General features: G+C 54.7%; 22 protein-coding genes. 11 read left to right on the top strand and 11 right to left on the bottom strand.

All coding sequences use genetic code 11. The annotated features are described in order from the left end of the window. Window positions 1-289: 289 nt before the first annotated feature. From VN577_01450 to VN577_01440, 3 genes are read right to left on the bottom strand one after another with little or no spacing between them, the layout of a single operon-like run. Window positions 290-1,471 (bottom strand): acetyl-CoA C-acetyltransferase, encoded by a 1,182-nt coding sequence (locus VN577_01450; GenBank protein ID HWR13464.1) that lies wholly within the window; start codon window positions 1,469-1,471, stop codon window positions 290-292. Window positions 1,472-1,492: 21 nt separating this feature from the next. Next, window positions 1,493-2,179 carry a 3-oxoacid CoA-transferase subunit B gene (locus VN577_01445; protein HWR13463.1) on the bottom strand — a complete coding sequence of 229 codons (687 nt, stop codon included), beginning with the start codon at window positions 2,177-2,179 and terminating at the stop codon, window positions 1,493-1,495. Then, a complete protein-coding gene (locus VN577_01440) occupies window positions 2,169-2,831 on the bottom strand; it encodes a 3-oxoacid CoA-transferase subunit A (GenBank protein ID HWR13462.1) in 663 nt (220 codons plus the stop codon). The genes VN577_01445 and VN577_01440 overlap by 11 nt, the downstream gene beginning before the upstream one ends. A 306-nt stretch (window positions 2,832-3,137) precedes the next feature. On the opposite strand from VN577_01440, the gene VN577_01435 reads away from it, so the two are divergent. The 5 genes from VN577_01435 to VN577_01415 all read left to right on the top strand — a co-directional run bounded on the left by VN577_01435 (window position 3,138) and on the right by VN577_01415 (window position 8,648). Continuing rightward, window positions 3,138-4,196: an AraC family transcriptional regulator gene (locus tag VN577_01435; GenBank protein HWR13461.1), complete on the top strand. Its 1,059-nt coding sequence runs from the start codon at window positions 3,138-3,140 to the stop codon at window positions 4,194-4,196. Between the two features lie 213 nt (window positions 4,197-4,409). Continuing rightward, window positions 4,410-5,399 carry a 3-keto-5-aminohexanoate cleavage protein gene (locus VN577_01430; GenBank protein ID HWR13460.1) on the top strand — a complete coding sequence of 330 codons (990 nt, stop codon included), beginning with the start codon at window positions 4,410-4,412 and terminating at the stop codon, window positions 5,397-5,399. A 24-nt stretch (window positions 5,400-5,423) separates the two neighbouring features. After that, the gene (locus tag VN577_01425) at window positions 5,424-7,139 is read left to right on the top strand and encodes a carboxylesterase family protein (GenBank protein HWR13459.1); all 1,716 of its coding nucleotides are present in this window, start codon (window positions 5,424-5,426) and stop codon (window positions 7,137-7,139) included. Window positions 7,140-7,237: 98 nt separating this feature from the next. Continuing rightward, the gene (locus tag VN577_01420; GenBank protein HWR13458.1) at window positions 7,238-8,110 is read left to right on the top strand and encodes a 3-hydroxyacyl-CoA dehydrogenase NAD-binding domain-containing protein; all 873 of its coding nucleotides are present in this window, start codon (window positions 7,238-7,240) and stop codon (window positions 8,108-8,110) included. 19 nt (window positions 8,111-8,129) lie between these two features. Next, complete coding sequence (locus tag VN577_01415; GenBank protein ID HWR13457.1) at window positions 8,130-8,648, top strand: cupin domain-containing protein; 519 nt, start codon at window positions 8,130-8,132, stop codon at window positions 8,646-8,648. 5 nt (window positions 8,649-8,653) lie between these two features. Here the strand turns inward: VN577_01415 and VN577_01410 are convergent, their stop codons facing one another. Further along, complete coding sequence (locus VN577_01410; GenBank protein HWR13456.1) at window positions 8,654-9,577, bottom strand: 3-hydroxyacyl-CoA dehydrogenase family protein; 924 nt, start codon at window positions 9,575-9,577, stop codon at window positions 8,654-8,656. Between the two features lie 780 nt (window positions 9,578-10,357). Between VN577_01410 and VN577_01405 the strand changes: the two genes are divergently transcribed. From VN577_01405 to VN577_01385, 5 genes are all read left to right on the top strand, one after another. Further along, window positions 10,358-11,983: a recombinase family protein gene (locus tag VN577_01405; GenBank protein HWR13455.1), complete on the top strand. Its 1,626-nt coding sequence runs from the start codon at window positions 10,358-10,360 to the stop codon at window positions 11,981-11,983. 51 nt (window positions 11,984-12,034) lie between these two features. Further along, complete coding sequence (locus tag VN577_01400) at window positions 12,035-13,486, top strand: hypothetical protein (protein HWR13454.1); 1,452 nt, start codon at window positions 12,035-12,037, stop codon at window positions 13,484-13,486. 355 nt (window positions 13,487-13,841) lie between these two features. Further along, window positions 13,842-14,669 (top strand): response regulator, encoded by an 828-nt coding sequence (locus tag VN577_01395; protein ID HWR13453.1) that lies wholly within the window; start codon window positions 13,842-13,844, stop codon window positions 14,667-14,669. A gap of 488 nt (window positions 14,670-15,157) precedes the next feature. Then, window positions 15,158-16,156, top strand: a complete 999-nt coding sequence (locus tag VN577_01390; protein ID HWR13452.1) for an alpha/beta fold hydrolase — start codon at window positions 15,158-15,160, stop codon at window positions 16,154-16,156. 162 nt (window positions 16,157-16,318) lie between these two features. Beyond that, the gene (locus VN577_01385) at window positions 16,319-16,501 is read left to right on the top strand and encodes a hypothetical protein (protein HWR13451.1); all 183 of its coding nucleotides are present in this window, start codon (window positions 16,319-16,321) and stop codon (window positions 16,499-16,501) included. A 150-nt stretch (window positions 16,502-16,651) separates the two neighbouring features. On the opposite strand, the gene VN577_01380 is transcribed toward VN577_01385, so the two are convergent. Together VN577_01380 and VN577_01375 are read right to left on the bottom strand one after the other, a co-directional pair. After that, window positions 16,652-16,900 carry a helix-turn-helix transcriptional regulator gene (locus VN577_01380; GenBank protein HWR13450.1) on the bottom strand — a complete coding sequence of 83 codons (249 nt, stop codon included), beginning with the start codon at window positions 16,898-16,900 and terminating at the stop codon, window positions 16,652-16,654. A 304-nt stretch (window positions 16,901-17,204) separates the two neighbouring features. After that, window positions 17,205-17,447 (bottom strand): hypothetical protein, encoded by a 243-nt coding sequence (locus tag VN577_01375; protein ID HWR13449.1) that lies wholly within the window; start codon window positions 17,445-17,447, stop codon window positions 17,205-17,207. A gap of 187 nt (window positions 17,448-17,634) precedes the next feature. On the opposite strand from VN577_01375, the gene VN577_01370 reads away from it, so the two are divergent. Continuing rightward, window positions 17,635-17,913: an HU family DNA-binding protein gene (locus VN577_01370; protein HWR13448.1), complete on the top strand. Its 279-nt coding sequence runs from the start codon at window positions 17,635-17,637 to the stop codon at window positions 17,911-17,913. Between the two features lie 398 nt (window positions 17,914-18,311). On the opposite strand, the gene VN577_01365 is transcribed toward VN577_01370, so the two are convergent. From VN577_01365 to VN577_01345, 5 genes are all read right to left on the bottom strand, one after another. After that, the gene (locus tag VN577_01365) at window positions 18,312-19,061 is read right to left on the bottom strand and encodes a phytanoyl-CoA dioxygenase family protein (GenBank protein HWR13447.1); all 750 of its coding nucleotides are present in this window, start codon (window positions 19,059-19,061) and stop codon (window positions 18,312-18,314) included. Continuing rightward, entirely contained in the window at window positions 19,058-20,710 is a 1,653-nt protein-coding gene (locus VN577_01360; GenBank protein ID HWR13446.1) for a sialidase family protein, read from the bottom strand. Before VN577_01360 ends, VN577_01365 begins: the two co-directional genes overlap by 4 nt. A gap of 270 nt (window positions 20,711-20,980) precedes the next feature. Continuing rightward, window positions 20,981-23,449: a VCBS repeat-containing protein gene (locus VN577_01355; GenBank protein ID HWR13445.1), complete on the bottom strand. Its 2,469-nt coding sequence runs from the start codon at window positions 23,447-23,449 to the stop codon at window positions 20,981-20,983. Further along, window positions 23,449-23,850: a RidA family protein gene (locus tag VN577_01350; protein ID HWR13444.1), complete on the bottom strand. Its 402-nt coding sequence runs from the start codon at window positions 23,848-23,850 to the stop codon at window positions 23,449-23,451. The genes VN577_01355 and VN577_01350 overlap by 1 nt, the downstream gene beginning before the upstream one ends. A gap of 4 nt (window positions 23,851-23,854) precedes the next feature. Next, window positions 23,855-24,976, bottom strand: a complete 1,122-nt coding sequence (locus VN577_01345; GenBank protein ID HWR13443.1) for a sialidase family protein — start codon at window positions 24,974-24,976, stop codon at window positions 23,855-23,857. Window positions 24,977-24,990: the final 14 nt, after the last annotated feature.

Genomic DNA, 24,990 nt, shown 5'->3' with positions numbered 1-24,990 from the left:
TTTTGAACAGACATTCTGATGTCAGTTGCCCACCTCCGAAGAACAAACCTCGGAGGGGCATTCTATTAGCACAGAAAACTCTAGCTTCCAAATTGGGCGCTGAGAAAGCGTTCTCGAAGGAGGATCCGGGCTGCTCGGGGTCGCGCTGGCTTGGTTGCGATGATGGGGCGAACGATCGGTCCCCGGGTAAACACTACGAACTACAAAACTCACAACAATGGCGTATCAGTACTCCTCTGAAAGGCACGGGCTCGCTAAGATGCGAGCCCGAAATAAGCAGTTGTGATTGCTATATTCGCTCAATAGCCATGGCAACGCCCATGCCTCCGCCGATACAAAGCGAAGCCAGACCTTTGCCGGCACGACGCCGCTGCATTTCATAAAGCAGCGTAACCAGAATGCGGCATCCGGACGCTCCGATCGGGTGGCCAATGGCGATCGCTCCACCATTCACGTTGACCTTGGAAAGGTCCCATCCCATTTCCTTGTGAACAGCGCAGGATTGTGCGGCAAAGGCCTCATTGATTTCCATCAGATCCAGGTCGGTGACTTTCCATCCGGCACGTTCAAGACAGCGGCGTGATGCGGGGACTGGCCCCATTCCCATGAATTTGGGGTCGACACCCGCGGTCGCATAGCCGGCAATTCTTGCCATCGGCGTCAGGCCGAGATCGCCGGCTTTCTTTTCCGACATTACCAGGACTGCGGCAGCGCCGTCGTTGATGCCAGAAGCGTTCGCGGCAGTGACGGTGCCGGTTTTATCGAAAGCAGGCTTGAGGCCCTGGACAGACTCCAGGGTGGCGCCGTGGCGAATGAACTCATCGTCCGTGAACATTACCGGATCACCTTTGCGCTGGGGAATCGCAACCGGCACGATCTCGTCCCTGAACTTTCCCGCTTTTTGGGCGGCCTCTGCCTTGTTTTGAGAGTCCACCGCGAACTTATCCTGGTGTTCGCGTGTGATGCCGTACTGCTTGGCGACGTTCTCGGCGGTGATACCCATATGGTACTGGTTGTAAACGTCCCAGAGACCATCGACGATCATGCTGTCCTCCAAGGTGGCGTTGCCAAGACGGAAGCCGTCGCGCGAACCGGGAAGCAAGTGTGGCGCGGCGCTCATGTTTTCCTGGCCGCCTGCGACGACAATTTCAGAATCGCCGGCGATGATCGAGTTCGCGGCAAGCATCACCGCCTTGAGCCCCGAACCGCATACTTTGTTTATAGTCATGGCAGGGATATCGTGAGCGAGGCCCGCTTTGATCGATGCCTGACGTGCAGGGTTTTGACCCAAGCCGGCGGTCAACACCTCGCCCATGACCACTTCGCTGACTTGAGCGGGGTCCAGTTTGGCACGATCCAAAACCGCGCGAATGGCAACAGCGCCCAGCTCTGGTCCCGAGATCTTGGCAAGTGCCCCCCCAAACTTGCCGACGGCGGTGCGGGCTGCGGAAACAATTACGATGTCAGTCATTATGACTCCTTTCAGAATGCACTACACATGTACAGCTGGTTCCTTTTCTTCGGTGCAGGAGATTGGCATTTCGGGTAGTTCATCCGGGATGATCAGCGTTGCCTCAGTAGCCGCAATCACCTGCTCCTTGGTTACGCCTGGCGCCAGTTCCCGTAAGACCAGGCCTTTTTCAGTCGGTTCGATAACGGCCATATCGGTAACGACGAGATCGACGCGTCGAATTGAGGTGAGCGGCAACGTGCACTTCTTCAGGATTTTCGATTTCCCCTTTGCCTGATGAACCATGGCGACGATCACTTTCTTTGTACCGGTAACGAGGTCCATCGCGCCACCCATGCCGGGGATCATCTTGCCGGGTACCATCCAGTTGGCTAGCTGACCTGCCTCATCGACCTCGAGACCGCCCAAAACTGTGAGATCGAGATGGCCGCCGCGGATCAACCCGAAAGAGAGGCAACTGTCGATGCTGGCAGCTCCGGGGATAGCGCCGACGTATCCGCCGCCTGCATCCGTCAGTGACGGTTCTGTCATGGCCGCATCCGGCGCCGGAGCCATGCCGATGATGCCGTTTTCAGATTGAAAATACACTTCACTGCCCGGTGCAAGATAGTTGGGCACCGTAGTGGGTAATCCGATACCGAGATTGACGAGCATGCCGTCCTTCAGTTCCAATGCAACGCGCTTCGCGATGATGACCTTACTGTCCATTTTGTCCTCTTCCGATGATGTAGTTGATGCACACAAATGGAGTGGCCACGGCGTCCGGTGGAATCACGCCGCTAGGAACGATGTGATCCGCTTCTGCAATAACAGTCTTGCCGGCAGTTGCCATTACTACATTGAAGTTACGGGCGGTCAGAGAGTACTCCAAGTTGCCGAGATAGTCGGAACGATGCGCTGCCAGAAGAGCGAAGTCCGCAGTGACAGGTTTTTCGAGTAGGTAGATTCTGCCATCCACTTCAAGCTTCTGCTTGTGGTCCTCTACCACGGTTCCGACGCCGGTCGGCGTCAAAACGCCTCCGAGACCAAAGCCACCTGAACGAATACGCTCGGCCAAGGTCCCCTGGGGACAAAGTTCAACTTCTATGTCACCGTTGATCAACTGTTTTTGGGTTTCAGGATTCAACCCGATGTGGGTTGCCATGAGTTTGCTGACGAGTTTCGCGTCGATCAGCCGTCCGACTCCGAAGCCCGGCCTTCCGGTATCATTTGCGATCACCGTAAGCCGCTTTCGGCTCTGACGAACCAGTTCGTCGATCAAGCGGTGAGGCGAGCCTACGCCCATGAATCCGCCGATCAGCAGAGATGCGCCGTCCGGGATCATCTCGATTGCCTTCTCACAACTGATTACTTTCTTCATAGATAATGGCCTTTCGTTCTGTTGATCTCCAACAGTTCGCCACTTCGATTCGCGGCAAAGCTTCGTTCGACTCAAAACGACTCCCAGGTCACGAAGTGAAGCTCCTTTCCGGCTCGCTCTGAGGCGAACGTCCGATGAAACACTCTTCCTGAGACCCCAAGACTCGCAGGGTCCTAACGCGCCAGCACAGGACCGACCGTTCTCAACAAAAGCAGAGATTTAGTCAGCCTCTTGAAACGCAAGACTAGTTATGCATAATGAAACGGGCTATGTTTTAATCGGACACCGATCGTTTCGTTGAGGACAATGTTTCGAGATCACCAACTTCCTCTTTGGAATGAAAAACGATACGGACCTTACAAGATTGCAGCCCTGGTTGAAGTTCTCAGGGAGCAGGGGATTGCGCCGGAAGCGAGCCTGTCAGGTACTGGCCTGTCGCTGGAGAGTCTTACTCACCCCGAGACTCTAACGTGTATTCGCCAGTACATCACGGTTTGCAACAACGCTCTGCAGCTATCTAAAGATCCGGAAACTCCATTCCGTGTCGGAAGTCGAATTCCATTGTCGGCGTATGGGATGTATGGCTTTGCGCTGCTGTGCAGTACGACTATTCGTGAGTACTTCCAGGTGGCGGTCAAGTATCACCGGCTGGCGACGCCACTTGTGTCGATGACCTGGCGCGAGGAGAACGAGTCTGTTTCATGGGTCCTGGCGATGAACCCGACGATGACCCACTCTGCTCTCCTGACTCGCTTTCTCTTGGAGCAGCAGCTGACCCAGCTGACGACACATCTGAAAACGGTTGTGCACCCGGAGCGTTGCCGTCCGCTCCGCGCGGCGCTTCCCTACCCAGCTCCCCGGCACCTTAGCCTTTATAAACGTTACGTGGGTTGCGAACTGCGGTTCGGCGAGCCAGTGTGCGAGCTTTCCTATCCCGCCTCCCTCCTCGGTGAGAAACCGCACATGGCGCATCGCCTGACCTCCAAGCTCATGCGCGACACCTGCGAGCGGATCCTCGGCGAAGTGAAGACCTCGACCGGGGTGGTGGGTGAGGTTTATCAGATCATCGCCTCGACACCGAAACACTCATCAACCATGGAAATGGTCGCCCAACAGCTCGCCACTACCGTGCGTACGTTGCATCGCAAATTGCGCTCCGAGGGAACCTCGTTTACGCAGATCCTCGACGATGTCCGCTGCAATTTCGCTAAAGAATATCTCCGCGCAACGAACCTCAGCACGGAAGAGATTTCGGAGCTGTTGGGGTTCAGCGAGGCCGCGAACTTTCGGCATGCGTTTCACAGATGGACGGGCGGCACGCCGGCAAACTTTCGGAGAAAGCTGCAATCTTCCCTTCAATCCTGAAGCCGAGTTCATCCCGGCTTACTACGTACCGAAGCGGCCTCACCTCCCCGGCATAGGCGTCTTCGAGGTACGTCGAAAGGACGGGGGTGGAGCCAGTCCGCCTGCGGCGATTTCTAAGGGTCCGAAAACGACATGAAAAAGTCCGCTGAGAACCTGTCGTGTCTTATCTTCAACTTCTTATCATCGCGGTGATTGCTTCATTTGAGGCCGAATATGGCAAGCAAGAACCGCAAAGTTATCGTTTCATGCGCTGTTACCGGTGCTGTCCACACTCCGACCATGTCGGAGTATCTCCCGATCACTCCGTCCCAAATTATTGACAGCGCTGTTGAGGCGGCCGAGGCTGGGGCCGCGATTCTCCATATGCATGCCAGAAACCCTGCCAATGGCAGGCCTTCAGGTGATCCGGAACACTTTCGGCAGATTTGCCCGAAATTGGCAGAGATACTGGCAGAACGCACCGGCGCGATTATTAACATCACGACCGGCGGCAGCACAAATATGACCATCGAGCAACGACTCACCTACCCGATGGAAGTGAAACCGGAAATGTGCTCGTTGAACATGGGGTCAATGAACTTCTCCATTCATCCGGTGGCGGAGCGCATCAGCGAGTGGCGCTATGACTGGGAGAAACCACAGGTTGAAGGCATGAAAGATATTGTCTTCAAGAACACCTTCGCGGACATCGAATACATCCTCCGCCATCTCGGCGAAGAAGGCACTCGGTTCGAGCTTGAATGCTACGATGTCGGTCATCTTTATAACCTTGCCTACTTCGTCGATCGCCAGATCGTTAAGCCACCGATCTTTATTCAGGCCATATTCGGAGTCCTGGGAGGCATTGGGCCTGACCCAGAAAACGTCGTGACGATGCGATCCACCGCCGACAAACTCTTCGGACGTGATTCCTATCAGTTTTCCGTATTGGGCGCAGGACGTCACCAAATGTCCCTTCTCACCACGGGAGTCATCATGGGCTCAAATGTCCGGGTAGGGCTGGAAGACAATCTGTTTCTCGCGCCGGGCGTAAAGGCGAAAAGTAACGCCGAGCAGGTAAGGAAGATTCGCCGTATCATCGAAGAACTTTCCTTTGAGATAGCAACTCCCGCGGAGGTGAGACAGACATTGCAACTTAAGGGCGCAGAACATGTCCATTTCGAAGGCGGTGTTGCTGTTTCTGGCGTTGGCCTGCGTAATTGAAAACAAAACCGCAAAGTTGGCCCGATGATCTCTTTTCGTCGCTTCTTCGTCTCGTCCTTAACGGTGGCGGTTATCGTCCTGCCGCCGTCGAATTTTGCTCAACAAGTTCAAACGACGCCTATGCGATCCAGTAGCGAAGCCAACGTTTTGGTTAAGGCGCCAGCAGGGACGTTGGAAGGCCGGGCTGAAGGGAGTCTGCGTGTATTCAGGGGCATCCCTTATGCACTGCCGCCGGTTGGGTCGCTGCGCTGGAAGCCGCCGCGCCCCATGCCGCGCTGGAATGGCATCAAGAAAGCCACCGAGTTCGGGTCGGCATGTTTCCAGCCCCAACCTACACTCTCGAAGATCTATGTTCGCGGTCCAAAACCGATGAGCGAGGATTGCCTGACGCTCAATGTTTGGGCTCCTGCAGGATCGCACAAGGCGCCAGTTTTTGTCTGGATACACGGAGGTTCTCTCCTCACTGGGTTTGGCGGAGATCCAATGTACAACGGCTCCCAGATGGCCAGCCGGGGCATCGTTGTCGTCACGATTAACTATCGCGTTGGTGTCCTCGGCTGGCTCGCGCATCCCGAGCTAAGCAAGGAGTCGCCGCTCCAGGTATCCGGAAATTACGGGCTGTTGGACCAGATTGAAGCGCTGCGATGGGTTCATCACAATATTGGCGCATTCGGTGGCGACCCGTCGAATGTCACCATCGCCGGCGAATCCTCCGGCGGACTGAGCGTCACCTACCTGATGGCGGCGCCTTCCGCTCGTGGCCTGTTTGCCAAATCGATCGTGCAAAGTACCTACATGGCCACGACACCTGAACTGAAACAGGGACGCTTCGGATTACTACCCGCCGAAGAAGTGGGCGCCAAGCTTGCTGACGCCCTGCATATGCCAAATATTGCCGCGTTGCGTGCCATGGACGGAGGCACGCTGACTGCGGTGGCGGTTGCGGAAGGATTTGCTCCTTCCGGCACGATTGACGGCCGCGTGCTGCCCCGCCAGTTGGTTGAGGTGTTTGATCGCGGCGAACAAGCTCCTGTACCGCTGCTTACCGGATTTAACAGCGGCGAAATACGATCGTTGCGGATTCTCGCCCCGCCGCCGCCGGCGAGCGCCGCTGAATACGAGGCCATCATTCGCGACCGATATGCGGATCTCGCCGACGAATTCCTTCGGCTCTATCCTTCTGCCAATCTCCAGGAGAGCGTATTGGCGACGACGCGAGATGCTTTCTATGGATGGTCATCGATGCGCCTCGTAGAAAAGCAGACTGCACTGGGAGTGCCATCATTCCTTTACTTCTGGGACCACGGTTACCCCGCCGCGGATGCCGCTGGCCTGCACGGCTTTCACGCAAGCGAGGTGCCGTATGTGTTCGGCACGTTCAGTGGAACACCACCGCTTTGGCCGAAAAACCCGGACACTGAAGAAGAGAAGACGCTTTCCGAAGCGATGACTGATTATTGGACCTCGTTTGCTCGTACCGGCCATCCGACGGCCAAGCATGGGCCCGCCTGGCCGGCTTTTGGATCCGCAGGCGCGTATATGAATATAACGGATGCACCTCATCCTTCAAGCTGCCTGTTGCCGGGGATGTACGAGCTCACCGAAGAGGTGGTTTGCAGGCGGCGAGCGCGCGGAGACCAGCCTTGGCATTGGAACGTCGGTATAGTCTCGCCGAAACTCCCAGCTCAGCAGGCGCAGTGTAAACAGACGCAGAAGTGCGCGGCTTCGCCTGAGCGATAGATTGGAATCGATGCTCGATTTTCACAACTTGTCGCGTTGCTGGCGGTCAATAACTTTGTATTGATGTCGATAACTATGAATGGAAAGAAGGGACTGCTATGGCTGGTAACACGGTCCAGGCTGGCCTGCGCATTGGAGTGGTTGGTGCGGGCACCATGGGATCAGGAATAGCCCACGTTGTCGCTCGCAGTGGTAAGTTCGTCGCTTTGTGCGACTCGGCAGATGGCGCATTGGAGCGTGCCATGGCTGCCATCACCAAAAACCTCGGTCGTGAACTTAGCCGCGGCGTTATCACCGAGGATGAGCAGAAACAAGCCTTGAGCCGCATCAGCACAACCAGGAGTCTCGGTGACCTGGTGCAGTCTTCCCTGGTGATTGAAGCCATTCATGAGAAATACGAAACGAAACGCGGCGTGTTGGCCCAATTGGATGGCATTCTGCCGCACAGCGTGATTCTGGCCACGAACACCTCGTCGATTTCCATCACCAAATTAGCGGCTGCTACGTCCAGGCCCGACAAGGTGATCGGCATGCACTTCTTCAATCCTGTCCCAGTGATGAAACTGGTGGAGGTCGTGCGCGCCATACAAACGTCGGAGGAAACCACGCAGATCGTTCTTGAGCTTGTGCAGCAGTTGGGAAAAACACCGGTACAGGTGAATGACTCCGCAGGCTTCGTATCCAATCGCGTGCTGATGCCACTGCTGAATGAAGCGATGTTCACCGTGATGGAAGGCATCGCGACGCCGGAAAGTGTCGATGCCGTCTTCAAGCTTGGCATGGCTCACCCGATGGGACCCTTGACGTTGGCGGATTTCATCGGCCTCGATATCTGCCTAGACATTATGCGGGTTCTGGTCGAGGAAACTGGCGATCCGAAGTACCGTCCTTGTCCCTTGCTGATTCGCATGGTCAACGCTGGTTGGCTGGGGCGCAAGGCAGGCAAGGGATTTTATTCCTATTCCTCTTAGCGGTTCCGAGGAAGTCGCAATGATCAGGTCGATTCGCCGCATTATCACCTGCAATGACGAGCGTGGCATGTCGTATGGGCTTGCCGACGGGCCCGCAAAGAATGTGATAGGCGGACTCACCGAGATCTGGATGACAGGCCGGGATTTGCCTACGCAGTCATCAACGGAAGACTTGGGCCTACATTCCAAACAGCTCTACCGGCGCGAAGGTGGCACCGTCTTTCGCTTTTTTCAGATCCCCCCGGCGTCGAAGATGGCTCACCTGTCGACTGCTGAGCAGCAAAAACTATGGGCGGACCTGTTCCTCTCGATGGATGCCGGCGACGCTCAGCCAGATAGCAGCCGCGACCCGGGAATGCACAAAACGCCTACTACCGATTACATTATTCTTTTGCCGGGAAAGATCACCCTGGTTCTGGACAAAACCGAGCACGACTTAGAGCCATTTGATGCGGTAGTGCAGCGCGGCACCAATCATGCCTGGGTGAATCGCGGGAACGAGGACGCGCTCCTGATGGCGGTCCTCGTCACGCAATAGCAAAGCTAACCTTTTCCATTCGCGCCGCGAGCCATTGTTAGTAGGTGAGTCGATAAGTGGCTCTTGGTTTCTGCGATCTGTTCCGCTGTCCACTTTCTGAGACCTTCGCCGGTTGCCATTCCAAGGTTGTGCCGATCAATGAGTCGGTCAAGAAGAGGAGATGCTTCGGAAGAGTCTTCCAGGTAAGGGAACAGTATGTTATGGACGTTCCTTACCAATTCAAGCCCCACCAGGTCAATTCCCTCCATGGGACCCAGTACCGAAAAGCGCCTGCCAAAACTGAGCTTGATTACTTTGTCGATGGTTTCTGCGTCACAGACTCCCGAGTTCACCAGCGACAAGGCTTCCCGGTTCAATGCGTGCAACAGTCTGTTTCCGAGGAAGCCGGGAATATCGCGATTGACCCTTACAGGCTCCTTGCCGATGGATGCCATCAACTGAAAGGCGCGATCGAAATACTCAGGGTCGACAAAATCCGTTGCAATCACCTCAACCAAGGGGATCAGCACGGCAGGGTACCACCAATGTAATCCCACGAGGCGGCGGCGCGCACTCTCCGGCAGATCGCGACCGATTTCTGTAATCGGAATTGTCGACGTGTTGCTTGCCAGAAGAGCCTCAACCGGAGCCGTTTCGGCGATCTCTTGGAACAGGGCCCGTTTCAGATCCAGTCTCTCAGGCACAGCTTCAATGACCACACTGCAGTCGCGCACGGCATCTCCGGCGCATTTGTTCAGCTTGATCCGGCCGAGAACTGATCCCGATTCAATGCCAAGCTCAGCGAGGCTCGCCGAGACTCGGTTATGCACGGTGCTTAAGGTAAGGTCGTTTACATCGACAATTACTACCTCGTGCCCGGCAGTTGCAAACACCTGCGCGATCCCATGACCCATCAAGCCTGCACCAATAATGGCTACCTGCAACCCCATCGGATAAGTCCTCCGGCCAGCATATGAATTCGGTTCCTCTTTCATGAACTTAAGCTTAGTGGTGCAAAACGTTAAACGGGAGGTTCCGACAGGACACAGGAATGTAAACTTCGGACAATCGGAGCTCGGTCATCGGCGTTTCCAAAGACATTGAACGGCAAAACGGGACTAAACCACCTCTGCCCTACCAGACAACGATTCGCCCACCACAGGGACGCTTGTATGCCGTTCATGAATTCGGAGTCAACCTAGGGCCGTGCGCCAGGAAACGCGATGTCCAGAGATACGCCAAAAAAGGTTGGTCATCAGCCGTAGATTAGCGATGATGGCGGTCGACTCACTCTGGAACCGAGGTGGCACTCACACCTATCAAGAAACCGCTTTTCTGAGTTTCTGATCCGGTGTTTTCCGAGACCTGTGTATCCAAAACAGAGTCGCTGAGATCGCGAAGCTCTAGACTAATTCTCGTTATCGCCGCTGCTGCCTTGGCGAGTTCTAATAAGGAATAGCCGTCACATTCCCAGTTGCATCTTTCTCGTAGAATACCAACCCGAAGTGTCATCGCAGTTAGGTGGTTGTTCAGGTCATCGCTGAGACGTGCTACTGCAGCTGCCAACGACAACTGATCATGAGCTTCAGATTTCGATTTCACGCTTCTATTGTGACCGGTTCAACATTTGCGGACATAATGTAATCGGCAAGGCCGCTCCTCGGTTTCGCATTCCGACTTTCCCATTTCGGTACCGATAGCATTTGGCATTCCACATCAGGAGATCGGTAATGTCTGTTCCCGCCGCACAGTATCTCCGCATGTCGACCGAACAACAACAGTATTCCCTCATAAACCAAGCAGCCACCATCGCTCGCTATGCCGAAGCGCACGGTTTTGAAATCGTTAGGACCTATCTCGACGAGGCGCGCTCTGGGTTAGTGCTGAGAGAAAGGGCGGGCCTACAGCAGCTACTCCGCGATGTCGTCAGCCCTGACGCTGGTTACAAGGCTATTTTGGTCTATGACGTAAGCCGATGGGGAAGGTTCCAGGACACCGACGAAGCGGCCCACTACGAGTTCATTTGTAAGTCGTCAGGAGTGCCAGTCAACTACTGTGCCGAAACGTTTGCAAATGACAATTCCATGCCGAGCCTGATCATGAAGAGTCTGAAAAGAGTGATGGCAGGTGAATACAGTCGCGAGCTATCGGTGAAGGTTTACGAAGGGCAAAAAAGAGTAGTGAATCTGGGCTTCAAAATCGGATGTGCGCCTGGCTATGGGTTTCGCAGAATGCTGGTCAGCAGGGACAGAATTCCGAAGTATTTGCTCAACTATGGCGAACGGAAGGCGATTCAAAGCGACCACGTAATCCTGGTCCATGGTCCGGCCGAAGAGGTAGAAGTTGTGAGAGAGATTTACCGACTAGCGGCCGAGGACGAAATGTTGCCGACAGCGATCGCCAGGCACTTGAATAACCGTGGCGTGCCGTTTCTGAATGGCCGCAAATGGTACTTTCAGGCCGTCAGTCGAATTCTGACTCAACCCAAGTACATGGGATCGACGGTCTTTGGAAAAAGGACCCAGCGACTGGGAGAGGGTGTCAAACGCCTACCTCCCGATGAATGGATTATCGTCCCAAACACTCATGCTGCGATCGTAAGCCAAGAACTCTTCGACAAGGCCCAAGCGGCTTTGCGGAATCGAACCTTCTACCGGAGCGACGAGGAGTTGTTGGGTCAAATGCGAGCCTACCTCGAGCATCATGGTTTAAATGCTCCCCTTTCGGGCATCAACACCGTTCCCGGCGCAGCGCACTTGCATACTTTTATCGAGAGGTTCGGTTCGATTGGGAAGTTGTGTGAGCGTCTGGGAATTGATCACACCACCCAGATTGCGCGGAGCGAAAGACGACGGAAGAATCTGATGATCCGAAGCGAGATCATGGAAGCAATCGTCCGGGCGGACCCGAACAGAGTTGCGATCGTCGCAGGCAAGCGTTTTCAGAAAAGCTATCTCCGTCTGAAACGAAGAGGCACCGTCGGCGTCGTCACGTGCGTGTATTTCACCACTAAGTCCGGAGAGCCGCGCTGGAGAGTAACACCAGCCAGTTCAGATAAGAAGAAGAACCGTGTGTTACTGCTTTGCCTGTTTGACTCCAGCAATCAATACTTGGAGCGCTTCTTCGTTATACAAAAGAGAATCCGACCCCGTACCGAAGCCAGGTTCCATCCCGGTGACAGGTACTTGAGGAGCTCGGTGGAATTAAATGGTATCTCGGACCTGTACGACGCGGTAGGCAGATTAACAAAAGCGAGCACAAGAGCTGAAAGACTCGCCGCCAATCTAAAAGGACGAAACACAAGGCTGACTCACACGACCAAATCCCAGGATCCGATGCCGGTTACACCAAGGTAACTGCAAGCCGGCAACTCTGCCCCGTTCTCCTCCTGTAAGACGAGGAAGAACATGAAATTAGCTCTATGGGCAGTAGCTTTACTCACCGGCTGCACTCTCGCGGCGCAAAACACCTCACTGACGATCTACAACCAGAATTTCGGGTTGGTACGCGAGACGGTCTCCCTGAACCTTTCCCCCGGAATCAACGACGTTCGTTTCACCGAAATCACAGCACTGGTCGAGCCTGACTCAGTCGTCCTTCGCGATCCGACGATGCAGCGGTCGCTACAAGTCCTGGAGCAGAACTATCGAGCGGATCCGATAACCCAGGAGGCTCTGCTGTCTCTCTATGAGGGACAGACCATCGATTTCCAGGTGGACACGACGAAGATCGTTAAGGGAAAGATCATTCGTAGCGGATACATCCCGCGGTATGGGCAATACCAGCAAGCCAGTTACCAGCAACCACTCATCGAGGTTAATGGACAGCTTCGCTTTGGATTGCCTGGCCTACCGCTGTTCCCTGCTCTGACCGGGGACACGATCCTTAAACCGGCTCTCGCCTGGCAGGTCCGCACCGACAAACCCGGACAGTTTGACGCCGAACTTTCCTATGTTACCGGCGGCATGGGCTGGGAAGCCGACTACAACCTCGTTGCGCCTGCAAAGGGCGACATTCTCGATCTGGTGGGCTGGATTACGATCAATAACCGGACGGGCCATGTCTTCGAAAACGCTAACATCCGGCTCCTTGCAGGAGACGTAAATAAGATCGAAACGAACGACTACCGTAATTTTCAGGCCGCTGCCGCCAAGGCAAGAGCTGAGGAAGCCATGTCGCCGGTGGTGACGGAACGCGCGTTTGACGAATATCACCTTTACACTCTGGCGCATCCCACTACCCTTCACGACCAGGAAACAAAGCAGGTTGAGTTCGTCCGAGGCACCGGCGTGGTCGCGAGGAAGCTTTATGTATACGACGGCGCTAACCTCGACTGGAATCAGTACCGTTATTGGTCGGGCGAAAGTATCCGCGGCAACCGCGAACTTGGAACACAATGCAACAAAAAAGTGTGGGTAATGACACAGTTCACAAACTCCGGGAAGAATGGGTTAGGTATCCCACTGCCGAAGGGAAAGCTCCGCTTCTACCGTCGCGACATCGATGGCAGCCTGCAATTTACCGGCGAGAGCCTGATCGACCACACCCCGAAAGATGAACTGATCCGCGTTTATACCGGTAACGCCTTCGACCTCGTCGGCGAGCGCAAGCGTACTAATTACATTATCGATACCAACAAGGATTTCATCGATGAATCGTTCGAGATTCGACTTCGCAACCGCAAGAAAGAACCGGTCACGTTCACGGTTGTCGAACGCCTCTATCGCGGACTCAACTGGCGCATCGCGCAGGAGTCCCATACCCATCGCAAGACCGATGCACAACAGATGGAATTTCAGGTCACGGTGCAACCCAACGCTGAGCAGATAGTGACCTACAGCGTTCACTACACGTGGTAGGAAGTGAGGCGTTTGGCGACGTCAATCGCATTTCCTCGTCACTCACCACGGTCTCGACCTTAAATTCGGGCCGTGGCATTGATCCGATCGGTATCCTGACGTGCTAGGGAGGAAAGAAGGAGGGCTTGAAGTGTCTGCGAGGTGCTCGACGAAATTTCGAAGCACATGAGCGCCACCACGGAGGCGGATTCAGATTAGAACAGTGACTCACCTCGTCTAGAACTGTGGTCATCCCTTTGGCCGATGCTTTTACCGCGCCCGTGGATGCTTTGTTCGGATCGTTTTCCCACCGCTTTCGAGCTGCTGGCGGAAGGTAGCGCACATTTTTGCGGGATCCATCTTCATCCAATCAAATATGCCGACTCTCCTGTTTGTAGATGACGACCCCGGACTACGAGCGACCATGCCGCACGTCTTGGAGATGTCTGGTTACCACACCACAGTCGCGGCGAGCGTATCTGAGGCTCTAGGCTTTATCACCACAATGGAATTCGACGTGTTACTGAGCGACTTGAACATCGGTGAGCCGGGAGACGGATTCACGGTTGTGAGTGCGATGCGCCGTTCGCAGCCCAAATGTCGCAACTTCATCCTGACGGGGTATCCGGCCTTCGAGAGTGCACTGACAGCGATCCGAGCACAGGTAGATGATTTCTTTGTAAAGCCAGCCAATCCAACTGAGTTGGTAGAGGCCCTCGCAAAGCGCATAACCGAACCCAGTCAATCAAGAGGTTCGGGCAACAAGCGAGTATCGACTTTGCTGCGGGAACAATCAAGTGCGATTGTTAAGGTCACTCTGGAGTACATGAGAATGGATGACAAGTTATCCCGACTCCCGCTAAATGAAGAGGACAGGGCAGACCACCTGCGGCTAATGGTTCAGGAACTAGCAGAGACGCTAGAGTCCAAACATCCCGAGGTGACGCCTGCCAAGACGATGCGTGCTGCCGAATCTCATGGAAGAATGAGATTTGAACAAGGCTTCAAGATAGAACTCTTGGTGCGTGATGCTCGCATGCTCATGCGAGCGATCCACGATTGCCTTCAGTCGCATCTTCTGGAACTTGAAATAAGCACTGTCATCCCTGACCTGAAGTGGCTGGACGACAGCCTCGCAGCGCAGTTGGAAGTAAGCATCTCTTCGTATCTTCGTGAGCGGCGTAGAGTCGAAGAAACTGTTTAAGCATGTGTGAAGGCTTAAATTATAGGCGCTTCAAGCCTTCCAGACTCGTGATTGCTGTTCGGAAATCCCGTACACAAGGTAATCTGACGGTGAGACAGTGAGCGCAAGCGCCTGTTATCGACGCTATGCCAACATATGGCGCTAAAGCATGAGAAGAGCTGCCAGAGGCCGCCGCTTACAGTCGTAGCAGCGATTGCACCCACTAGCTACTTGGCCAAAATCGAGTCGGCATTTCACGGCGGACACTAGGTCGCTTCGGACACAGTATTCGCCAGAGCCTTACAAAACCCGCGGTCTTCCGGAAGACTTCCTACGAACTGGTGCTTTCAATAGGTCTGCGGTAGACCAAGCGCCGAAGAGGCGCTGAGTGGATCGCCCTAACTTGTTTGTTGTTGGGAAAGGACCAGACACTGGCGAGATGAGATATTCTCACCAACTGGGGAACAGATTTGTTCGATATCATGTGCGATCGATGGTTAGGGGAACAAATGCGAACAGTCATTACCATGACAGCCTTTCTGTTGTGTTTTGGTGCCGCGACGGCCATTGCTCAAGCGGTTGATGTCCGCATGGTCGGCTTCGAAAAAATCCTCATCGATAACGGCTCGGAGACACCACTGCAGGGTGGTATCTGGTATCCGACTTCGGGGCGGAGTGCGGCACAGGGGAACAGGCCTGGTGTCGTCTCGAATGCGCCGGTGCAAGGCGACCATTTACCTTTAATTGTGCTATCGCATGGTGGCGGCGGCTCATACGAAGGTCATCACGACACCGCGATCGCTCTCGCTCAGGCGGGCTTCGTGGTCGCGGCAATAAATCATTCCGGCGATTCATACGATGGTGAGAGCAAGGTCCTGCAGCTATGGCGCAGGCCGAAACAGCTCCACACGCTCATCTCATATATGCTTGGGAAATGGTCAGAACGCCGTATCCTTGACCACAAGAAAGTCGGGGCATTCGGATTTTCGAACGGGGGTTTCACAGTCTTGGTGGCAGCTGGCGGCATCCCGGACTTAACACGGATTGGAGCTTACTGCCAGGCTCACCGCGATCACGATTTGTGCACCGCCATGCGCCGAGCGGGTATCGATCCGCGCAATCTCCCAATTCGCGAGCCAAGAGACGCTTGGATTTCCGACGTGCGGATCAAGGCGATTGTCGCCGCTGCTCCGGCGTTCGGATTCACCTTCGACAAACAGGGACTGAAGAACGCCCGCATACCCATCCAGATCTGGCGTGCGAAAAATGACCGTCACCAGCCCACTCCTTATTACGAAGAGGCCGTACGGGCAGCATTGTCTGTTCCACCGGAGTATCACGTGGTACCAGCAGCGGGCCATTACGATTTTTTGCCGCCATGTGATAAACGCCTCGCCGCCGCCAAGCCGGAAATCTGTTCGTCAGCATCCGGTTTCGATCGGGCTGCATTCCACGCGGAGTTCAACGTCAAGGTGGTGGAGTTTTTCCGCGCTCACCTGGTTGACTGAAGCCTTAACTAAGCGCGAGCCGGGTAGCATCCCCAATGATTTAATGGGCACTCGGTAGAGTTCCGCTTTGGACAAGTGGCCCATTTCCACCCATGCGGGAGCGGTATCCTGATCGCTATTTCGGAGCGGCGTCCCGTCACGCTAGGCGTTAGATCGCAGGCCATGCCGAAGGCGAAGAAGAACGCACAAAACCATCCGCCTGAAGTCCTCACGGGCTGGAAGGCGATCGGTGACTATCTAGGAATCGGCACAGCTACCGCCCAACGTTGGGCAAGAAGTGGTATGCCAGTGAAGCGGCAGGGCGATTCATGGTCGCCGACGCTCGAGAGATCAGTCGCTGGCTAGGTCAAGAGGCGCACATGCCCGGTCCCGCTCATGTCGCGAGAACCGACGTTGACATCTCCGCAGCACTCAAAGACTCGATCTCCGCTGTTCGGCGCCAAAAGCGGAAACGCTGACAACGCGAATCCTCAGTTCGCAACCGCGTCGAACGTTTTAAGACCGGCGTGCAATATCTTTCTTGGTCAGACCAATCTGTCCCAGAAAGAACCAAAACTGCTCAAAATTGGGAGCCATCTTTGCCATGGCCACGGTGCAGTCAGCAGGTGGTTGATTCGTTGCTGCCTCCCACCTTGAGATCGCCATCGCACTCACACCGAGTTTTTCGCCAAACTTGCCTTGGGATAGTTCGAGTTTGGTACGGAGATTTGCCACCGCTTTACTGAGTTTCAGATTCCTTGCCATACCTGATCTCCTCAGCGTGGATTTGAGCCGTATACTGCCGAACCGTAGAAGGTAAAGCTGTGATTTACGTCACGCAGGTGTTAGTAGAGAGCACCTGTTAAGTCACGGACTCACAGAGTATCTGATTTCCCGACGCACGTTTGCTTGCCAGAATGTGATCGTGTCCTGTCTTTGCGGTCAAAGCGGAGTTTGATGCAGTACATCATTAACGCTGTTCCGGCGATGGCACCTAGAAAACAGAGCCACTCGAGCTGCGTCATGAGGTTTAACATAACCTTCGAACTCCTTGCCGCTACGCTATTGCCTATTGCCGCTGCCACTGAAGCGAGGTCCCCGGCATCAAGAGCCCAGCTTGAAAAACCCATCGCTCGGCTGTGTTCCGCGCGTCTGCCTCGTCATCAGCACTCTGCCCCTGCACCACCCAGACCTTTCGGTTGAGATCGAAGACGGAGAAGGCCCATCCAGTTGGCTCCAGTTCCGCGTAGACGCGCAAATGAGTGCCGGGTATATCCGCCCAGCTACCGTCGCCAACCCTTTCGGTGATCATGAAAGCATTTTATTCCGGTGCCTGATGCTGCTTCACCCGGTTTCACGCACGAAGTTTGTTCCATAAATGTGAGCCACATCACTGAGTCAACCCCCAAAATGGTGACAGGCTGCGGCATTCCACGAAAGCGCGTCCTGCGGCAGCGAGTTCCTTCTGTCTCCGCGAGGGGCGTAACACGCGAGGGTAGATGAACAAAACAGACCTTACCAACCGAATCGCTCTGGAAAACGAGACTAGTAAGGCCAGTGCACTTAAGATGATCGAAACAATGATCACCGCGATCACCGCTGCCCTGAAGCACGGAGATGACGTAACCCTTTACGGTTTCGGCACCTTCTCCACCTACCAGCGTAAAGCACGGAACGCCCATAACCCACAAACCGGGGCATTGATAAAGGTCGCCTCCAGACGAGCTGTAAGGTTCAGCCCCGGAGTGGAACTCAAGAAAGTGGTGGGGAAGAAATAGTCAGCGTGACTCTGAGTTCTAGTGTTTGTCAGCTTCTCGCGATGTTGATCGCGAACGTCTTAGTCGTTTTCTGACTGGAACCGGCGCGGAATCGGCGGCTGGCGCGGGTCGAGTAGCCAGCACCGCCACCTCCGTCCAAAGGAAGGTAACCTCAATGCGCTCAGCAAAATCGAAGCCCTGCCGCTAGCAACAGGGCTTCTGTCCGCGAGCCGTTCGATACATGGGTGCAAGCGAGACGCGGAGAACGCTGATCGGATAGGGTGTGACCGACGGGAGGAAGGAGGGGCGGGAAAGATACGAGGCGACGGAATTGAATGGAATGGCTGTCGGTTTGAGGTGGAGGGAGCCTCAGGTGCGCCTGCACGCACTACCAAAATAAGTGCGCCGGCCAGATGTCATCAGATTTTCTCGTTCTTTTCAAGTTCGGCATACAGGTTTTCCTGGTATGCAGAAAGGGTGCTCGAATCCTGTCGAGCTCGTTTTGCAAAGTAAATCATGCCCAAGGAGCGCCTATCTCTCTCGCTTTCGTTTCCATCAGCGCGGTGGATTGTCAGCGCGTGGTGTACAAGCAAATCCCCGGGCTCAACTATCATCGGCACTTCCTTCTCGAAATCAGCGGGGCCGTAGTCGGAGATACCTTGAGAGAATCCCAACACTTGGGTTTTTTGGTGTGGTCGAATATTGAGCTTATGCGAACCGGGGATATAGCGAACGCATCCGTTAGATTCGTCTGCTGGATCGAGAGCCAACCACATTGTTACGGCCTCATTTGGCTCAAGCATGAAATAGAATCCATCCTGATGGGGCGGCGTAGGCTTACCGATTCTCGGTGGCTTATTGAACCACTCTAATTCTCGCGGCACGACCTCGTCGTCGAGAAGCGTTTTGGCTAGCCCTATCCACGGTTCACAGCTAATCAACTCAGAGAACCAGCTGTCGTGCTCCTTGATCTTCGCCATTTGTTTTAGAGTGGATTCAGTCATACGGTTCTCGTAAAAGACGTCTGTGCGAGGAAGAGCTGGCACGATTGTTGTGATATATCGATCCAGCTCATTTCTTAACTTTCCAAGCTTCTCTCCATTCAAGAAGTTTCGAACAACGACATAACCGTCCAGGTCAAATCTATGCTTCAGGTCAGATAAACTCATTTTTCAACCCTCGTCGCGTGATTAGATTGACCGCTTAGAACCGCCGCGGCGGAATTCACGCTCCACGAATCCGTTACGTCAGCACTTACGGAACGTATCAACAATCCTGAATCCGGGCGATTTGCAACGGATCGAATCCGTAAATAATTGATGCCTCGTACCCGTCGATTCATCCCGAGCACGCCTGCCGGCTTGCCGTCCACAGAAATACGACAATGTCCCTTGCCAGCATCCCATTCGAGTAGCAGCGAATGCCATCGGCCAGCGGCCAGCTTTGCGTCTGAAAGAATGTTTCCGTCTGAATTAATAGGAAGGCTGATCGCGTTATAGATTCTGTCTTCGAGATCCCATGGAACAGAAAAGTGATCAGTAAGGCCGATAAGTGCTCCACCAAAGCCATCGCGAAGCATTATTTCCAAGTGCAGTCGACCTTTTGCGCCAACTGGGAAATTCCATACTGCGGCCGCAGGCCACTGCGCATCTAGCTTCCGAATGGCCAGGGCCTTTGACGAGCTCTTGCTCGGATCCGGTGCCAGGCTCACACCTTTGCTGCCGAAAACCGACCATTCGTCGATTCCGTTAGAGAAATCGGTCGATTGCTTCGTTTCCAGCAACCAGGAAGGATCGAAGAGCCGGAACGTGCGACTTCTCCCGCTCTCAACCCAATTGGAAAACAGCACCTTGCCATCCTTGGTTAGGGTCGGGAACGAGTAAGAGATGCCGTAATCGCCTTTGCGATCGGGAGGATCATCTCTCGCAGGGTCTCTCACGAGTTCCCGAAAGCCTCGCCATGTTTCGCCTTCGTCGCTGGAGATAGCTCCGTGCAGCACGTTTCGGGCACCATAGGCATACGGATATCGCAGGCAAGCATTCGAAATTAGCAGTATCGATCCGTCCTTAAGGCGCAGCAAGCCAGCGGGAGAATCGGAAGAATAAAGTTGCGTTGGTTCGGCGGTACTCCAGCGCGAACCGTCGTCTGAGAACGATTCGTAGAAACGACCACGCTGGGTTCGAATCAACATCCAAACCCTACCATTCTTGAGTTGTATTACGACGGGTTCGTCAGCCCCGTATGTACTCAGGTCCGGTGTTTGGACGCTCAAAACGTCGGGGGATTGGTGCCAGCTATCGCCGTTGTCATCGGAATACAAGACCGAGACGCGATAAGGGCCAGAGTAAGAAAAAGCGTGAAACCCAGATGTTGGGCTTTCCCAGCGTTCACCGTTATTGAAAGAATACGGAAGAACTAAACGCCCGTTGTGCAATTGGATGGCCGAAAGCAGATCGCTCCCATGGCCAGTCCAAATTGCTTTAGGTTGCGTCCAAGCATTTCGCCGGTTGTTTGAACGCACGTGCCAGATGTCGAGAACCATCCCAGGCCGGACAGCTTTGCCTTTCGGATTGCGATAGAGAATGCCGGAATTGCCGTCGCACAATGACCAGATGTGAATCTCACCATCTTTGTCCACGAGAGCTTCGAACAACCCAAAGCCCCCTGCCTCCTTTGGCCATAAAAAGAGATTTTCTGGCTCTGACCAGTGTTCTCCGTTGTCGAAAGAGTAGCGGGCCTGCATCGTCTGCTGACCATTCTCCCGTGCAATCGAGAGGGCGATTAGGCGGCCATCGGGCAGCAGCAAGGCCCTGTGCATGTTTTCGCGAAACGGGTAATGCGCGTTAGGAGCTGCAGAGAACTGGGACACAACGCGGGGAGGATTGAGAGAGCTTGGGTGGTTACGCGAAGCTGCAGGCGCAGTGAGCGTAAAAAATGCAAGGATACAGACGACAATCAGAAAAGCACGGTTTTTGGAAGGGCCTTGCATTTTGAGATTGAGTTGGTCAGCACTATTCATAGTTATGGTCTGCTGTTTTCCTCTTTTGTAGTTCCTAATCGTTGGCCGCTTGTTCTCAAAGCCCGAGGGCTAGCGTGCTTCTACTTTTTGGACCGTCGCTGCCGCGTATCCTTTGAGCAGGAACGTCCGGTCAAACCAGCAGGTATAGCCGTACGAAGCGCGTGCGACGAGATCAATATCTCCGTCTTCGTTCCAGTCCACCGGCAGGATCGAGACCTGGAAGGGAAGGTACGAAAGGTCCAACGATTTAGCTGCCAGGAAGCGGTTCCCGCCGGGGGACCCACTGTTTAAAACAACCGATGCTTGGCCCGTCCCAATGATGACGTCAGGCCAGCCATCTAGATTCCAATCAACGACGCTCGGCACTAATCGACTGCCGGCGTCGGCAATGAGCAGAGCATCTTCAAATCGAGGTTCAGGCCCGCCAGTTTTGTTTCGGAAATATCGGACCTTTCCGTACGTGTCGCCGACGACCAGGTCCAACTTTCCGTCGCGGTCGAAGTCCGCAGCAGCCAAAGTGGTGCGGGCTCCCTGCAGAACATCAAAATCCCACTTACGTCCGGGCTCGGGACCCACCTGAATGGGCTCACCGTTTTCGGTTTTCAACAAGACGCCTTTCACATCGAAGCGAGTGCCCTTAGCGTCGCTAAGATTTCTATGCAGGAATACGTTTCCTTCATGAACCCCGTAGAGGACGTCCTGCTTGCCATCGGCATCGACATCAGCAACGTGCGTAAACGTCCACTGATCTCCATACGGCGATTTGTGGAAGATCTCTTCTCCCTTTCCGAGAATGCTCTTCGGCTCGCCAAACAATTGCGGATTCCCTTTACCTTCGTTAAGGCGAACCGAAAAACCATCGACCAGATCAAAATGTCCGTCTTGATTCCAATCAATCGCCTGGGAGCTCCACGCGAGCAAGGGTGCCGTTTTCCAGGCTCCGGGTAGTGGAGGCTCATATTTCCAAAGGGGCGACTTGTTGCTGCCAACATTGAAGTAAATAGACAGATTGGTGTTGGCGACTACAACCAAATCCAAAAGGCCATCACCGTTAAGGTCCGCGGTGCGAGGCGCCGCGATCGCACCTACGGGAAAGGTTCCCTGCACCGGGAATCTGCGCTTCTTGAACGCCGGCGAGCTACGGGTGCCCACGTTCTCAAAGTAGTAGAGAAAGTCCTCGCTGCTCCCCGAATCGCCTCCGCCTTCGGTCATAGGCATATCGCCGGAGACGATATCCAGGAGTCCGTCCCCGTTGAGGTCAGCAACCGTTGGAGCTGCCGACCAACCCACATCGATAGGAATTCCTTCGGCTGCGAGCGGACCCACGAAGTGCAGTATGGGCAGTCCGTTTCTGTCACGTCCCCGGTTTTCGAACAGGTAAATACGACCGGTAACATATCCACCCGCGATGATGTCCGGCTTGCCATCCCCGGTGAGGTCGGCTGATGCAACTACCGGGTGATAATCACGCAAATAGATGCCCTCGCCTTCCGGTACGGGCTTGTGTGGCAGTTCGAAGGGCTTACCATCATCGGCATAGATGAGACCCTTGTAAACGAGACGGCGGTCCTTGTTGGTGCCGACGTTTTTGTACCAGATCAGGCGGTTCCATTCGGCTCCGCAGACAAGGTCTTCTATTTCATCTCCGTCCCAATCCACGACCAGCGGAGTTGCACTGAATCCCGCATCCAGCGGTTTACCATCGACGGTAAAGAGAAGCTGGGAATAGGGGAATTTCGGATCCTGCGCGGTGCCGCGATTCGGATACCACACAATGCCGCCACGTTGCGCGCCGACCAGGATATCCGGAAGGCCATCGCCATTCCAATCAGCGACTTCAACCCGGCTCAGGATTAGTCCGTGGGTGCTTTCCCCGATCTCGGCAATCCGCTCCATGCCATCGCCGAGGTATCCAGTTCGGGGCGTTGCATTCGGTTCAGTCCCCGGCGGAAGCAGATCAAAATAAATTGCATAGTAAGAGGGACTATTTCTCTGTTGAGTGTGAATCCAGGCGAGATTGCCACTCTTCCACTCGCCGAGTGTTTCATAGAAGTATCCCCAGCCGCGCTGCGGTGTGAACTTTAGTTCGCCGGTAGCCGGGTTGATGTTGTCAGCTTCGGGGAAATCCTCCGGAATCGAGTCGTCGTACCAGCGAAAAGGAACTTCCCAATCGGCATGTGCATATACCCATTTGCCGTACGGGAGTGGACGGCCCATAACAGGATCGTACCGCCCCACTTCGATCGAGCGAACGTCGAGCCTGCCGGCGTGCCCTGCGCTGGCTAGAATTGTCTCGGAACTGATGTGAATGCGCGTAGGCATCTCATCCGATTTCCGGGACCCCAAATCGATTGGATCGACACGGACGAGGATGCGGTACTTCCCTTTGCCGACCCATTCTGGCTCTTTTCGAACTTCCGATCCGCTCGCCCAGCCAGTTCCGCTCCACAGGATCATCCAGGCAAAGCATTGCACCGCCAGCGATCTCAGTGCTGGTGATCGAACTATCGATAAGGCGAAGCGGAACCCGTTCCGCATTACTTCCTCCGGCGTTCTTTTTGTGTTTCTGCTGGAACGTGTGCGAAGGCATCGATCTCGACACGAAGTTCTCCGAGTCCAGCCTGGACCGTCGTGCGCGCCGGCACAGCCTCGCCGAAGAACTCCGTATAGGCTTTGTTCATGGCGGCGAAATCGGCCAGGTCAGATAAGTACACGCCGCACCGAACGATGTCGTTTCGGTCTCCTCCCGCGGCTTTTACGATGTTTTCGATGTTTGTCAGTGCGAGCGTTACCTGCTCTTCTATTGATCCGTCGATGATCTTGCCGGTTAGGTCGTTTGCTACCTGCCCAGAAACGAACACCAGATCGCCGGCACGCACCCCCTGCTCATATGAAGCAGCCGGCCGAGGAGCTTTGTCGGTTCGGATGGTTTGTCTCATTTCCTTATTTCCCCTGCAGCCAAGCACGATTGAAACGGGCCATGCGAATCTCTCTACCCCCTTCTGGTAACTGCTGTTGCCAAACGGCGATGATGGTTCCGTCTTTGGCCTGCGCCACGGAGGGATAGGACACCTGCGGCCCCTTCGTATCGACGATTACCTTCGGCTCCGACCATGACTTTCCTCCATTGCTGGACAATGCCACGCAGAGTGGAGTTCGTCCGGTCGGAGAGTTATTCCAAACCACAACGACATCGGAGGAGTTGTCGAGTTTCCACAAAGCGGGAGGCGAGTTATGCGCAGTCAAAGTGCTCGGGCGTGGCGTTTCCCATGTCAGGCCCCCATCGTTACTCCATGATTGATAGAGTTTGGTTCCTGGAGCACGCATCAGCGTCATGACTCTGCCGTCGGCGAGAACCACGATCGCTGCCTCGTCTAGTCCCGCAGTGGAATGTGGCGAGGTTTTGGGCACATCGGCGTAGAGATCGGCTCCAGGCACCCAGGTCTTACCTCCGTCGGTAGACCGCAATACTCCTGCCTTCAGATTCATCTCGCCCTCGGTGGCGGGAGGCATACCTTGATCTGCCCAGGTGTCCCAGGCGTAGCTCATGATCAGTGTCCCATCGGATAAACGATGTCCCTGGTGAATCTTCCCGGCTATGTATCGACGTGGCGTCTTCAGCAGGACTTCCTCGCCCCAATTCACGCCGTCCTTGCTTTCACGCATGTAGATCAGACTGCGATCAATTTTGGTGGGCTCCGGAACCGTCGTAGAAAAGACCAATACACGATCCCGGTCGACGAGCAGACTCGGATCGGCGTCCAGGGCGCCAGGATGATCGAACACGATCTTCGGGGCCGACCATGTCTTGCCTCCGTCATCCGAAACGCTACTGACAATCTTCATCTTTGACGGCTTCTGCGATCCGACCACGGAATAGACGATGACCAGCCTCCCGTTCGTGAGACGAGCAATCACAGAATACGCATTGGTAACGAAGTCAGGAGCTCGCGACGGTGCAACGACTCCAAGCTCAAACATCGGTTGCTCCGCTCGAAGACCAACAGACATTTGCAGAACGAACAAACTGATGGCGGCATAGCGCCAAAAAGCTTTCATCCGCATCTTTAATGCCTCCG

Source organism: Terriglobales bacterium (genome assembly GCA_035561515.1).
Classification (GTDB): Bacteria; Acidobacteriota; Terriglobia; order Terriglobales; family Acidobacteriaceae; genus DATMXP01.
This window is presented reverse-complemented; position numbering and strand designations above follow the sequence as displayed.

Bases quoted from the DNA above. Each gene is read 5' to 3' on its own strand.
- VN577_01375 (HWR13449.1), bottom strand. From the start codon at position 17,447: ATGATCACCGAAAGGGTTGGCGACGGTAGCTGGGCGGATATACCCGGC.
- VN577_01350 (HWR13444.1), bottom strand. From the start codon at position 23,850: ATGAGACAAACCATCCGAACCGACAAAGCTCCTCGGCCGGCTGCTTCA.
- VN577_01425 (HWR13459.1), top strand. From the start codon at position 5,424: ATGATCTCTTTTCGTCGCTTCTTCGTCTCGTCCTTAACGGTGGCGGTT.
- VN577_01435 (HWR13461.1), top strand. From the start codon at position 3,138: ATGTTTCGAGATCACCAACTTCCTCTTTGGAATGAAAAACGATACGGA.
- VN577_01370 (HWR13448.1), top strand. From the start codon at position 17,635: ATGAACAAAACAGACCTTACCAACCGAATCGCTCTGGAAAACGAGACT.
- VN577_01430 (HWR13460.1), top strand. From the start codon at position 4,410: ATGGCAAGCAAGAACCGCAAAGTTATCGTTTCATGCGCTGTTACCGGT.
- VN577_01400 (HWR13454.1), top strand. From the start codon at position 12,035: ATGAAATTAGCTCTATGGGCAGTAGCTTTACTCACCGGCTGCACTCTC.
- VN577_01360 (HWR13446.1), bottom strand. From the start codon at position 20,710: ATGCACAGGGCCTTGCTGCTGCCCGATGGCCGCCTAATCGCCCTCTCG.
- VN577_01385 (HWR13451.1), top strand. From the start codon at position 16,319: ATGCCGAAGGCGAAGAAGAACGCACAAAACCATCCGCCTGAAGTCCTC.
- VN577_01345 (HWR13443.1), bottom strand. From the start codon at position 24,976: ATGCGGATGAAAGCTTTTTGGCGCTATGCCGCCATCAGTTTGTTCGTT.
- VN577_01420 (HWR13458.1), top strand. From the start codon at position 7,238: ATGGCTGGTAACACGGTCCAGGCTGGCCTGCGCATTGGAGTGGTTGGT.
- VN577_01395 (HWR13453.1), top strand. From the start codon at position 13,842: ATGCCGACTCTCCTGTTTGTAGATGACGACCCCGGACTACGAGCGACC.
- VN577_01380 (HWR13450.1), bottom strand. From the start codon at position 16,900: ATGGCAAGGAATCTGAAACTCAGTAAAGCGGTGGCAAATCTCCGTACC.
- VN577_01355 (HWR13445.1), bottom strand. From the start codon at position 23,449: ATGCGGAACGGGTTCCGCTTCGCCTTATCGATAGTTCGATCACCAGCA.
- VN577_01390 (HWR13452.1), top strand. From the start codon at position 15,158: ATGCGAACAGTCATTACCATGACAGCCTTTCTGTTGTGTTTTGGTGCC.
- VN577_01410 (HWR13456.1), bottom strand. From the start codon at position 9,577: ATGGGGTTGCAGGTAGCCATTATTGGTGCAGGCTTGATGGGTCATGGG.
- VN577_01415 (HWR13457.1), top strand. From the start codon at position 8,130: ATGATCAGGTCGATTCGCCGCATTATCACCTGCAATGACGAGCGTGGC.
- VN577_01445 (HWR13463.1), bottom strand. From the start codon at position 2,179: ATGGACAGTAAGGTCATCATCGCGAAGCGCGTTGCATTGGAACTGAAG.
- VN577_01365 (HWR13447.1), bottom strand. From the start codon at position 19,061: ATGAGTTTATCTGACCTGAAGCATAGATTTGACCTGGACGGTTATGTC.
- VN577_01450 (HWR13464.1), bottom strand. From the start codon at position 1,471: ATGACTGACATCGTAATTGTTTCCGCAGCCCGCACCGCCGTCGGCAAG.
- VN577_01405 (HWR13455.1), top strand. From the start codon at position 10,358: ATGTCTGTTCCCGCCGCACAGTATCTCCGCATGTCGACCGAACAACAA.
- VN577_01440 (HWR13462.1), bottom strand. From the start codon at position 2,831: ATGAAGAAAGTAATCAGTTGTGAGAAGGCAATCGAGATGATCCCGGAC.